This window comes from Brevundimonas sp. P7753, from assembly GCF_013386595.1.
Taxonomy (GTDB): Bacteria; Pseudomonadota; Alphaproteobacteria; order Caulobacterales; family Caulobacteraceae; genus Brevundimonas; species Brevundimonas bullata.
Genome location: NZ_JACARP010000044.1, coordinates 13,523 through 24,431, shown reverse-complemented (window position 1 = coordinate 24,431; position 10,909 = coordinate 13,523). Strand labels below are relative to the sequence as shown.

General features: G+C 65.8%; 10 protein-coding genes. 3 read left to right on the top strand and 7 right to left on the bottom strand.

Going from position 1 to position 10,909, the window contains the following annotated elements; all coding sequences use genetic code 11:
- Window positions 1-21: 21 nt before the first annotated feature.
- From HX774_RS09775 to HX774_RS09765, 3 genes are all read left to right on the top strand, one after another.
- Window positions 22-1,770, top strand: coding sequence for a type I secretion system permease/ATPase (locus HX774_RS09775; RefSeq protein ID WP_178826398.1), 1,749 nt, complete (start codon window positions 22-24; stop codon window positions 1,768-1,770).
- Between the two features lie 4 nt (window positions 1,771-1,774).
- On the top strand, window positions 1,775-3,130 hold the full coding sequence (locus HX774_RS09770) for an HlyD family type I secretion periplasmic adaptor subunit (protein ID WP_178826396.1): 1,356 nt from the start codon (window positions 1,775-1,777) through the stop codon (window positions 3,128-3,130).
- A gap of 261 nt (window positions 3,131-3,391) precedes the next feature.
- The gene (locus tag HX774_RS09765; RefSeq protein ID WP_178826394.1) at window positions 3,392-4,042 is read left to right on the top strand and encodes a response regulator transcription factor; all 651 of its coding nucleotides are present in this window, start codon (window positions 3,392-3,394) and stop codon (window positions 4,040-4,042) included.
- On the opposite strand, the gene HX774_RS09760 is transcribed toward HX774_RS09765, so the two are convergent.
- From HX774_RS09760 to HX774_RS09730, 7 genes are all read right to left on the bottom strand, one after another.
- Window positions 4,039-5,220, bottom strand: coding sequence for an aromatic amino acid transaminase (locus HX774_RS09760; protein ID WP_178826392.1), 1,182 nt, complete (start codon window positions 5,218-5,220; stop codon window positions 4,039-4,041). The genes HX774_RS09765 and HX774_RS09760 overlap by 4 nt on opposite strands.
- Complete coding sequence (locus tag HX774_RS09755; protein WP_178826390.1) at window positions 5,213-5,458, bottom strand: DUF6356 family protein; 246 nt, start codon at window positions 5,456-5,458, stop codon at window positions 5,213-5,215. Before HX774_RS09755 ends, HX774_RS09760 begins: the two co-directional genes overlap by 8 nt.
- Before the next feature lie 108 nt (window positions 5,459-5,566).
- Entirely contained in the window at window positions 5,567-6,034 is a 468-nt protein-coding gene (locus tag HX774_RS09750) for an Lrp/AsnC family transcriptional regulator (protein WP_114818298.1), read from the bottom strand.
- The gene (locus HX774_RS09745; RefSeq protein ID WP_178826388.1) at window positions 6,031-6,912 is read right to left on the bottom strand and encodes a LysR family transcriptional regulator; all 882 of its coding nucleotides are present in this window, start codon (window positions 6,910-6,912) and stop codon (window positions 6,031-6,033) included. Before HX774_RS09745 ends, HX774_RS09750 begins: the two co-directional genes overlap by 4 nt.
- A gap of 255 nt (window positions 6,913-7,167) precedes the next feature.
- Complete coding sequence (locus tag HX774_RS09740; protein WP_178826386.1) at window positions 7,168-8,088, bottom strand: TonB-dependent receptor domain-containing protein; 921 nt, start codon at window positions 8,086-8,088, stop codon at window positions 7,168-7,170.
- The gene (locus HX774_RS09735; protein ID WP_178826384.1) at window positions 8,085-9,431 is read right to left on the bottom strand and encodes a TonB-dependent receptor; all 1,347 of its coding nucleotides are present in this window, start codon (window positions 9,429-9,431) and stop codon (window positions 8,085-8,087) included. Before HX774_RS09735 ends, HX774_RS09740 begins: the two co-directional genes overlap by 4 nt.
- A gap of 163 nt (window positions 9,432-9,594) precedes the next feature.
- Window positions 9,595-10,893: an MFS transporter gene (locus HX774_RS09730; protein ID WP_178826382.1), complete on the bottom strand. Its 1,299-nt coding sequence runs from the start codon at window positions 10,891-10,893 to the stop codon at window positions 9,595-9,597.
- Between the last annotated feature and the right edge of the window lie 16 nt (window positions 10,894-10,909).

The following is a 10,909-nucleotide window of genomic DNA, read 5'->3' as shown; positions in this document are numbered from 1 at the left end:
CTCCGGTAGGGAGACGTGACTGTGAAGATCGTACTGGGCGACATCCCCAAGCCGTTCGACAATGCGCTAACGGCGTGCCGAAGCTATTTCTGGCTGGCCGCCTTCTTCAGCGCCCTGGTCAACATCCTCTATCTGGCCCCGACCATCTACATGATGCAGGTCTATGATCGGGTGGTGCCCACCAGCGGGGTCCTGACCCTGCTCTGGTTGACCGTCCTGGTTTGCATAGCCCTGGCGACCCTGGCGGCGCTGGACGCCATGCGCAGCCGGATCATGACCCGGGCGGCGCTGCGGCTGGACAATCTGCTCGCCGGAGAAATCCTCGACCGCCTGATGATCCGTAAGCGGCTGACGCCGGGCGAGCCCTCGACCGCCCAGGCCATGCGGGACTTCGACGCCCTGCGCACCGCCCTGGCCGGACCGGCGGCCATCGCCTTGATGGATGTGCCCTGGACCCCGATCTACCTGATAGTGGCCTTCATGATCCACCCGCTGCTGGGCGGACTGATCATCGTCGGCGGCTGCGTTCTGACGGGGCTGGCCCTTGCCAACGCCAGCAGCACCCGCAAGGGCGCCCGGGAAAGCCACCGCGCCACCGCCAACGCCCACGCCGCCCATGACGCCGCCGTAGGCATGTCCGAAGTCGTCCGCGCCCTGGGCATGCGCCGGGCCATGGTGGCCCGTCAGCTGGAGACCCGGACCCAGGCGCTGGAGGGCGGGGTCGAGGCGCAACTGACCGGCAGCCGCTACACCGCCTTTGTGAAGTTCTCGCGCATGGCGCTGCAATCCCTGGCCCTGGGTGCAGCCGCCTGGCTCGCCGTCAGCGGTCAGATCTCGGTGGGCGCCATCATCGCCGGTTCGGTGCTGCTGAGCCGCGCCCTTCAGCCGATCGAACAGACAGTCGGCGTCTGGCCGACCATCGTCCAGGCCCGTCAGGCCCTGGGCGTGCTCAAGACCCTACTGACCAATACCGAGCCCCTGGTCCGCGACACCCTGATCCTGCCGCCGCCGGAAGGCTATGTCGAACTGGCAAACGTCAGCGTGCGCAACCCCGAGGGCACGGCATTTCTGCTGCATTCGGTGTCGCTCTGGCTGGTTCCCGGCGACATCCTCGGCGTGATCGGTCCGTCCGGCGCAGGCAAGTCCACCCTGTCGCGCGTGGTCGCGGGCGCCCTTGCGCCGGACGGCGGCCATATCCGCATCGATGAGGCCAGCTACGCCGACTGGGACCCCGAGGCCCTAGCCCGCCATATCGGCTATCTCCCTCAGGACAGCAGCCTGATGGCCGGAACCATCAGTGAGAACATCTCCCGCTTCGCCGGCGATCTCGACGGCGACCAGGAAGCGATCGACCGGAAGGTCGTGGCCGCGGCGGAGATGGCCGGCGCTCACCAGATGATCCTGCATCTGCCGGGCGGCTACAACGCCATGCTCGACGCCGGAGGCAAGGGGCTGTCGGGCGGTCAGGCCCAGCGTATCGCCCTGGCCCGCGCCCTGTACGGCGATCCCCGCATCCTCATTCTCGATGAACCCAGCGCCGCCCTCGACGCGGAGGGCGAGTTGGCGCTGCGCAACGCCATGGACGCCGCCAAGGCGCGCGGCGCGGCCATCCTCATCGTGGCGCATCGGTCGTCGGTGCTGCGCAACGTCGACCGCCTGGCCGTTCTCAACAGCGGTACGATCGAGCGTCAGGGCCCCCAGGCCGACATCCGCGCCGCGCTGGCCGCGGTCGGCGCCGGCGACAATGTCGTCAACATGAAGCCGAGATAGAGCCATGCAGGACCTGCCCCGCCCAAAGTCTTCATCGACCGACATGAGCCGCGCCAGTCTGGCGGCCCCTCACCGCGAGGCCCGGCTCGGCTTCATCCTTTCCGGCGCCTTCTTTATAGGTCTGCTGGGATGGGCGGCCTTCGTGCCGCTGGACGCCGGCGCCATGGCCGACGGAATTGTCGCCGTCTCGGGCAACCGACAGGTCGTCCAGCACAGGGACGGCGGCGTCATCACCGACCTCTATGTCACCGAAGGTCAAACCGTCCGGGCGGGCCAGCCCCTGCTGCGCGTGGCCACGCCGGAACTGGTGGCGTCAGAGCGCGCCATGACCAGCGAGGTGGTCTCGCTGCTGGCGAGGCGCGCCCGTCTGGCCGCCGAGCGCGACGGGCGGGGCGAACTGACCGAACCTGCCGAGTTCGCCAACCTGCCCGCCGCGGACGTCGCCCTGGCTCAAGAGGCCCTGGCCGGACAGCGGCAGTTGCTGAAGGCGCGGCGCGCCTCGATCCAGACCGAGCGAGCGGTGCTGTCGCAACGCGTGCGCCAGCAGAGCGAACAGATCGGCGGCCTGTCCCACCAGATGGGCTCCAACCGCGAGCAGTCCAGACTGTTGGGCGAGGAACTGGAGGGAATGAAACGCCTGCTTCCAGACGGCTTCGTCGCCGTGAACCGCATCCGGGCCATGGAGCGCAACGTCTCTGAGTTGGACGGCCAGTACGGCGCGCTTCGCGCCGATACCGCTCGCACCTCTGAAGCCATCGGCGAGACCCGCCTGCAGATGGTGTCGCTGGACCGGATACGGCTTGAGGAGATCACCACCGAACTGGGTGAACTTCAGCAACGTCTGGACGAGATCCAGCCCAAGCTGGACGCCATGCGCGAGCAGGTGGCGGGGTCCATCATCCGCGCCCCGACCGGGGGCAAGGTGGTGGGCCTGACGACCTTCACCATCGGCGGCGTGGTGGCGGCCGGGGCCACCATCATGGAGATCGTGCCTCAGGATCGGGCTTTGGTGGTCGAAGCCAAGGCCGCGCCGACCGACGCCGACGACCTTCGCGTCGGAATGAAGACCCAGGTCCGCTTCAGCGCGCTTCAGGAACGCAACCTGCCCATTCTGGAGGGGGCCGTCACCCGCGTCTCCGCCGACAGCTTCGAAGACGAACGCACAGGCGCGCGATATTTTGAGATCGAGATCGTGGTCCCGCCCGCTGAACTGGACAAGATCCGCCAGATTAGAGGCGACACGGGCCTGCGCGCCGGTCTGCCCGCCGAGGTCCTGGTGCCTCTGCGCTCGCGCAGCGCCCTGAGTTATCTTCTGGAGCCCCTGACCCAGACCCTGTGGCGGGCGGGGCGAGAGCATTGAAGCGACGACAGAGATCGGCGCCCCTTAGCAACAACTAAATACAGTGAAAGTAACTCTCCGCTTTCAAAAGCTTTAATCGAGACGCGGCAACCAAGCAAAAATCATCATTTGATACAATGTTCCCGATTTAATGAAACATAGATTTTTATATCTTGTCTGTATTATAGTCTAGCCGCAATAATCCATGTTTAGGAAAGGCGGCGATCGCAATCGGGGGAGATCGGCCAGACAAGGGCTGCGGGCTGAAGAATGGAAAGGTTCATGGTGGCGGACGACCAGCCCCTCTATCGCGCCGGGCTGGTGGCGACGCTTCAAAACCATCTTGCCGCGGAGGACGTCCGCGAGGAGGCCGACTACGGCGGCGTACTCAAGGGCCTCGCCTCTGCGCCTGACACGCAACTGCTGTCTATCGATCTTGAGCTTCCCGGCATGGGCAATCTGGACGGAATTCGACGTCTGCGCCGTCACTACCCAGAGCTGAAGGTCATTGTCGTGGCCTGGCCCCCGGTGCGACGCTCTGTCTTCAGCGCCCTGTCCGCCGGCGCCCACGGTTTCGTCTCCAAACGCTGCGCCCCCGCCGAAATGGCGGCCAGCTTCAGGTCCGTGCTGGACGGCAACATCTACATTCCGTCGACCGTATGCGATCTACAGGCCGAGCCCCGCCCAGACGATCACGACGGCCCTCATCTGTTGACCTGCCGCCAACGACAGGTCCTGACGCTGCTGACCGCCGGAAAGTCGAACAAGGAGATCGGGCGCGCCCTGATGATCTCCGAAAGCACGGTGAAGGTTCACCTCACCGCCGCCTTCCGACTACTGGGCGTCCACAGCCGCATGGCCGCAGCCGCCGCGCTGCAACAGCAGCGCGGCTCATCCCAACCCGATCTTCCCGGCCTCTCGGCGCTGGGCTAGGCAAGGTCCACGTCAGCCAAGCCCGCCGCGAAGCGGGCGAAATTGCTGTCGTTGAGGCCCGCGACATTGATGCGGCCCGAGGCGTCCACATAGACAGCGTGACGCTCGCGCAGGGCGAGGACCTGGTCGCCGGACAGGGGAAGGAGAGCGAACATCCCACGCTGCTGCGACAGGCGGCTGAGATCCAGTCGCTGTAGCGGGATGCCCGACAGACGGGCGCGGACGGCGTTGACGCGCACGCGCATGGCGTCCAGTTCGGCCCGCCACTGATGTGTCAGCTCAGGCGAGGACAACACGGCCTTGACCACCGCCGCACCATGATCCGGCGGGTTCGACCACAGCAGCCGCGCCTGACCGGCGGCGGTCTGACCCAGGTTGGCGGCGGTTGCGACTGATCCGCTCAACATCATCAGCATACCGGCGCGATCGCGGTACAGACCGAAGCTCTTGGAGCAGGACAGGGCCACCAAGGCGGTCTCGCATACGTCCAGCAAGGCGCGGACGCCGGCGACATCTTCTTCGACGCCGTCGCCGAGGCCGGGATAGGCCAGGTCGATCAACGGGGTCAGCCCCCGGTTCGCAGCGACCATCGCGGCCTCGCGCCAGGCGTCGAGCGACAAGTCCGCGCCGGTCGGATTGTGGCAGCAGCCGTGCAGCAGGACGACATCGCCCGACTGCGCCTGCGCCAGAGTGGCGTTCAGCGCCTCGACATTGGCGGCGCCGTCTGCGTCGAGATGGGAATAGGTCTGCGCCTTCAGGCCTACGGCCTCGATCAGCGGCAGATGGGCCGGCCAGGTCGGCGTGCCGATCCAGACATGGGCGCCGGGATTGGCCTGGGCGATCAGTTGCAGCGCCAGACGCAGGGCGCCGGTGCCGCCCGGCGTCTGTATCCACGCCAGTCGACCCGCAGCGGCGGCCTCCAGTCCGGGGAAGGTCGCGTCCTGAAGCCGAAGGGCGAATTCCCTGTCGCCCGCCGGGCCGACATAGCCCTTGGAGGTCTGCGTGTTCAGGATCGTCTGCTCGGCTGTCTTCACCGCCGCCATGATCGGAATGGCGCCGCGCTCGTCGCGATAGGTGCCGACGCCGAGATCAATCTTGTCGGCGCGCGGATCGGCCTGCATCAGCAGGCCCAACTGCATCAGGGAGTCGGTGCGCGCGGGCGGCAGACGATCAAACATGGGCCTGATCCGGGCCGGGAACGCGCGCCGGGTCGGTCCGGTGCGTCACCATGCGACGATGCAGGGTGGTGACGACGCCGCTGCCCGTCTTGACGCACAGGCCCGGAAAGACGGCGTGGACGAAACAGGCCAGCGAACCGAGGAACATCGCCCCGCCGAACGAAGCGGCGACGCCCATATGCTCGAGATAGCTCTCGCCCACCGACGCGGGATGCTCGACAAACAGACGCTTGAACATGGGATTCTCCTGAACAGGAGGCGGAGCCTATGTCATTCGTTTGAGAGCGATTTTCTTATTTCGGGCCGAGTTTGAACCCTAGGGAGAATAGCATTCTCTCTGGCAGGATCAGACGCACTGAACCGGCACCGCGGTGGTGAATTTGATCTGCTCCATGGCGAAGCTGGACGAGACATCGCACAGCGGGGCGATGGCGATCAGTCGCCGATAGAAACGGTCATAGGCGGCGATGTCCTTGACCAGGACCTTGAGCAGATAGTCGACCTCGCCGCTCATCCGGTAGAACTCGACCACCTCGGGCAGGGCGCTGGCCTTCTTGAAAGCCTCCAGCCAGCCCTCGTCGTGCTGGCTGGTCTTGATCGAGACGAAGACCACCAGGGGCAGGTCCAGAGCCTCGCGGTCCAGCAGGGCGACGCGGGCGACAATGACGCCTGTGTCCTGCAGCCGCTTGATCCGTTTCCAGCACGGCGTCTGGGACAGGCCTACCCGCTCGGCCAGTTCGGCGATGGACAGGGTGGCGTCTTCCTGAAGAATGGCGAGCAGGCGACGGTCAGTCGCGTCCAGGGAAATGGTCATGCGCCCTCTCCTTGCAGCAGATCGCCGATCCAGCGCCGCAGCTTGGCGACCATCGGCAGCCCCTGCAGGTCGCGATTGACGCCGAACCAGTATTTCAACCCGGTCTTGATCGGACGGTCGCCCAGGATGACGACCCGCCCTTCAGCGGCCATGCGCCGCGCCAGATAGGTCGGGGCCAGGGCGACGCCCAGCCCGTGCTCCGCCGCCGAACAGGCCGAAGCCATGGAATCGAAGGTCAGAATCTTGGCGTTGACGGGCAGCTCATAGCCGATGTTCTCGGCGACCCCCGTCCAGTAGCTGGTCCCCACCGTGTAGCCGATCAGCGGCACGTCCAGCACGCGCCGCGCCGCCAGACCAACCGCCGCGCTCGGCGAGGCGATCAGATGCATGTCCAGATCCATCAGCTCGTCGATCTTCCACCCGCCGCCGGGCATTTCGCCCACACCGATGATGATGTCGTAAGAGCGGGTCGGCGGCGCATCGCCATGGCGAATATTGGTGAACTCCAGTTCGACATCGGGGAATTTGCGCCGGAAGGCCTCGATATTGGGCAGGACGAAATGATCGCCGAAACTGGCCATGCAGCACAGCCGCAGGCCGTTGGCGTTCCGGCTGGCCGTGATCTCGTCCCAGGTCCGCATCAGTTCGGCGCGGGCCACGCCGAACGCCTTGGCCAGCAGCAGGGCGTGCTCTGACGGCTCCACCCCCTGCCCCACGCGAAAGAACAAGGGAAAGGACAGGGCCTGCTCGACCGACTTGATCCTATGGCTGACAGCGGATGGCGTGACCAGAAGTTCGTCGGCCGCCCGCTTGAAACTGCCGCACCGCACCACCGTCTCGACGGTCTGCAACAGGATCAACGGCGGCATGGTCGACATCGGCGAGGCTTCCACAGCAAGAAGAGACGGCGGACCGCCTCATGAACTGAGCTCATCTGTATCGAGCGTTCCCGTTTGTGTCGACCGTCGCCCACGTCCCATGTCGCGCCGCAGGGCTGACACAAAAAGAAGCCCCCCAGGCTTGGCGGCCCGAGGGTCATGAGGTTGAGGACAGGCTGCGAGCCTGCGCGTCCCGGTCCCTCGCAAGACCGAAAGGGTCAGGCCTGCGACGGAGCGCAGGCCCAGTCACTGAAGCTAGTAGTTGACCGTCACGCTGAAGCCGAAGGTGCGCGGTGGGATGATCGAGGCGACGCGGGCGCCCGAGAAGATCGGCACGTTCATCACATAGCCCATGGCCCGTTCGTCGGTCAGGTTCTTGACCAGCAGACCGGCGCGCCAGCGGTTGCTCTCGCTGACCACGGCCACGCCGGCGTCCACCGAAGCATAGCCGTCCTGCAGCGAGGCCTCAGCCAGGTCAGTCGCCAGATAGTGCTTGCTGCGATAGTTGACGCCCAGATTGCTTTGCAGCGTCAGGCCGTTCGGCAGGTCGGCGACGTGCTCCAGATTGACGTTGCTTGACCACTTGGACGAGGCGAACAGCGGGCGCCCGCTGAGGTCCTGCAAGCAAGAGCCTGGTCCCGTGAAGGCGGCCTTCTGCTCAGCGGTGCAGACCGCTCCGGTGTAATTCTGATAGGTCGCGTCGGTGTAGGCGGCTGAACCGGTGAAGTAGAGGGCCGGGGTGATCTGCCAGCGCCCATTGACCTCGACGCCCTGCGAGCGGGCGGCGGCGGCGTTGGTGGTCAGGAAGCGCACGCCGTCGAAGGCCGAGACCTGCAAGTCTTCGAAGTCGGTGCGGAAAATGGCGAGGTTCACCTCGGCGCGGTTGTCGGCCAGGCGGGTCTTCCAGCCCAGTTCATAGGCGGTGGCTTCTTCGCCCTGATACTCAAGGCTGAGGCCGCTCTGATCGGCGACGTCGAAGCCGCCGCTCTTGAAGCCCTGCGTCACCTTGAAATAGGCCATGCCGCGATCAGCGTCGCCGTATTGCAGGGCCAGCGACGGCGACAGGTTGCTTTCACTGCGGTCCAGGTCGGCGGCGAAGTTGACGCTGCCCAGCGCGGCCTTGCTGACGGCCAGAACCGTGAGGTTGGTTTCGGGCGTCTGGGTCCCGAACTTCATGACCGTGTTTTGCTTGAAGGCCGACTTGTCCTCACTGGTGTAGCCAGGCCGCCGACGACGGTGAAGGCGTCGTTCAGATGCCACTTGCCCTCGGCGAAGGCGCTCCAGATGGTCGAGGTCTGATCAAAGGTCCGCTGCGAGGCGACCTTGGGCAGCGACAGCAGCGAGCCGTCCACGTCCAGGCGCGGATCGGTGAAATAGGTCCCGCGCTGATAGAAGGCGCCGAGGGTGTAGTCAAAGCGGTCGCCAATCGGCGACTCCAGACGCAGCTCCTGGCTGAACTGGCGGAACTCCTCGCTCTGCTTGTAGGCGATCAGCGGAATGGACGTGCCGTCGGCGTCGTTGGTCTGCCTGGTGTCGAACGACGAATAGCCGGTCACGGCGGTCAGGACGAAGTCGCCCAGTTCCTTGTGAACCTCCAGCGCGAAATTGTCGGACTGGATCTCTTCGGCGTCGTTGAGGAAGCGGCCCGACGAGCTCTGGCGATCCAGCTTGTCTTCGATCCTGGGATCAAAGGCCGTCAGCACATTCTTGTAGGCGCCGAAGCTGATCAGCTGGAAGGGCGAGCCGACGCGGTTGACGTCGCCGTGCTCATACTTGGCGTTGACCCGCAGGGTGTCGCTAGGCTCCCACTCGACCGAGGCGCGGATCAGGGCGTCCTCGCTGGTGCGCTCGCGGCGGTCGGTCAGGGTGTTGAACAGATAGCCATCGTTGCGCGACACGCGCGCCGCCAGACGACCGCGCAGGGTCTCGGTCAGCGGCCCGCTGACATAGCCGGCCAGGACGCGCTCGCGCGCCTCGGTTTCATATTCGGCGGTCAGGCTGGCGCGCGGTTCGGTGGTCGGACCTGCCGTGGTGATGTTGACGGCCCCGGCGATGGTGTTCTTGCCGAACAGAATGCTCTGCGGGCCTTTGAGGACCTCGACGCGTTGCAGGTCGAAGAAGGGCACGGCGAACTGCTGGTCGCGACCGGCGAAGACGCCGTCGACGAACATGCCCACCGACTGTTCAAAGCCGCGGTCGCCGCCCGAGCCGATGCCGCGGATGCTGATCAGGGTGGTGCTGCCCGACTTGCGGACGCTGAAGTTGGGGATCTTGCCCGACAGCTCATCGAAGTTCGACAGGCTGAGACGGTCCAGGGTCTCGCCGCCGACCACGTCGACCGAGATCGGCACGTTCTGCAGGGCCTCCTGCTTCTTCTGGGCGGTGACGATGATGTCGTCCAGCGTGCTGGAGGCCTCGGCCTGCGGCTCCGGGGCGGCGGTCTGGGCCAGCGCCAGACCCGGCGTCAGCAGGGCGGTGGACACCAGACAGGCCAGGCGGAATCTGTTTTGCGTCTTCATGATCATTCTTCCCCGAAGGCTTCAGCACTGGGGGCGAGCCCCGTGCGGCCTCTTGCGACCGAGCCTTTTCAAGTATCGATGCTAGGTTCGGCTTCGACGCGAAAACAAACGAATTGGACGCGCCATCGATGAACTGTTCTCATCAGTTCGAAGCCGTACCGCCCTACTCGAACGTCCCGCCCGGCCGGGAGCCCAGACGCAGGGTCAGCGCCATCAGACAGAGCGACACCACAGGCACGGTGATGCCGACAGTCAGCAGAATGCCGATGCTGTGCGCCGTCGCCTGAGCTGTGGGGTTGAAGCCCAACCAGGCCACCAGCGGCAGGACCACGCCCGCGGCCATGCCTGTGCCGACCTTGTCGAACAGGGTCACGACCGAGAAGGCCATGCCGCGCACGCGCCGCCCCGTCTGCGCCTCATAGGCGTTGGCCTGAGCCCCCACCAGCGAGCGCACCAGATAGGGACCGGACCCGAAGGCCAGACCCACGCTGGCCATATAGGCGAAATAGGCGCCGGACGTGCCGATCCGCCCCCACAGGAAGAGGCAGAGGAAGGCCGCCGCCGTATAGAGGCTGGCCACGATCAGGGTGCGCTTGTCGCCCAGACGGGCGGCCAGCTTCATCCAGATGACCATGCCCAGGCCGCCGGCAAGGAAGAAGACCACCTGGCCCAGGGCGTAACGCCCGCCCATGCCGAAGGCCTGCTCGGCCAGGAAGAAGCCCAGAACCGAGGCCGAGACCCAGCCCAGGTTGAGCAGCAGGATGCCGAGGCAGACGCCGACAAACCCCCGGCTCAACAGGAAGTCGCGATGCTTGGACAGGGGCTCGTGGCTGTAACGCTCGGTGCGGCGCTCGTCCGGCGCGAACAGGCTGGTGATCAGTGTCGAGACGACGATGGCCACGAGGATGAAGCCGCCGGCGGCCGCCGCCTTGACGGCGATGCCCGGCCCCACGATCTGCTCGGCCACCGCCGTCGCGCCGAAGGTGCCGAAGATGCCCAGGATGACCGCGATCTCGCGCCAGCCGAACAGCTTGGACAGGGTGCGCGGTTCGGTGGCGATGGCGGCGGCCCAGGCCTGGTGCGCGATCAGGGCGGTCGTATAGGCCGCCGAGGTCAGCATGGCGGCGATGAACAGATAGGGCGCGCCGACCAGCGCCTTCACCGGGAAGAACAGCAAGGTGATGGCCGTCAGAAAGACCGGCAGGGCGATCCAGATCCACGGCTTGTGCTGCTGCTTGAAGTGGCTGCGATCAATGGCCAGACCGATCAGCGGGTCCAGAATGATGTCGATCAGACGGACCGCGAACAGGATGGCGCCCACGGTCGCCAGCGGCAGACCCAGACCTTGCGAATACAGCGGCGGCACGAAACTGAGCGTCGCCACGGTCACTGCCGTCAGCGGCACCGCATAGGCGCAATAGGCCGTCATGGCCACACCGCCGACCTTGCCTTCGGTTTTCAAAATCCCGCTCCCTATC

Bases quoted from the DNA above. Each gene is read 5' to 3' on its own strand.
- HX774_RS09770 (WP_178826396.1), top strand. From the start codon at position 1,775: ATGCAGGACCTGCCCCGCCCAAAGTCTTCATCGACCGACATGAGCCGC.
- HX774_RS09765 (WP_178826394.1), top strand. From the start codon at position 3,392: ATGGTGGCGGACGACCAGCCCCTCTATCGCGCCGGGCTGGTGGCGACG.
- HX774_RS09760 (WP_178826392.1), bottom strand. From the start codon at position 5,220: ATGTTTGATCGTCTGCCGCCCGCGCGCACCGACTCCCTGATGCAGTTG.
- HX774_RS09755 (WP_178826390.1), bottom strand. From the start codon at position 5,458: ATGTTCAAGCGTCTGTTTGTCGAGCATCCCGCGTCGGTGGGCGAGAGC.
- HX774_RS09750 (WP_114818298.1), bottom strand. From the start codon at position 6,034: ATGACCATTTCCCTGGACGCGACTGACCGTCGCCTGCTCGCCATTCTT.
- HX774_RS09745 (WP_178826388.1), bottom strand. From the start codon at position 6,912: ATGTCGACCATGCCGCCGTTGATCCTGTTGCAGACCGTCGAGACGGTG.
- HX774_RS09740 (WP_178826386.1), bottom strand. From the start codon at position 8,088: ATGAAGTTCGGGACCCAGACGCCCGAAACCAACCTCACGGTTCTGGCC.
- HX774_RS09735 (WP_178826384.1), bottom strand. From the start codon at position 9,431: ATGAAGACGCAAAACAGATTCCGCCTGGCCTGTCTGGTGTCCACCGCC.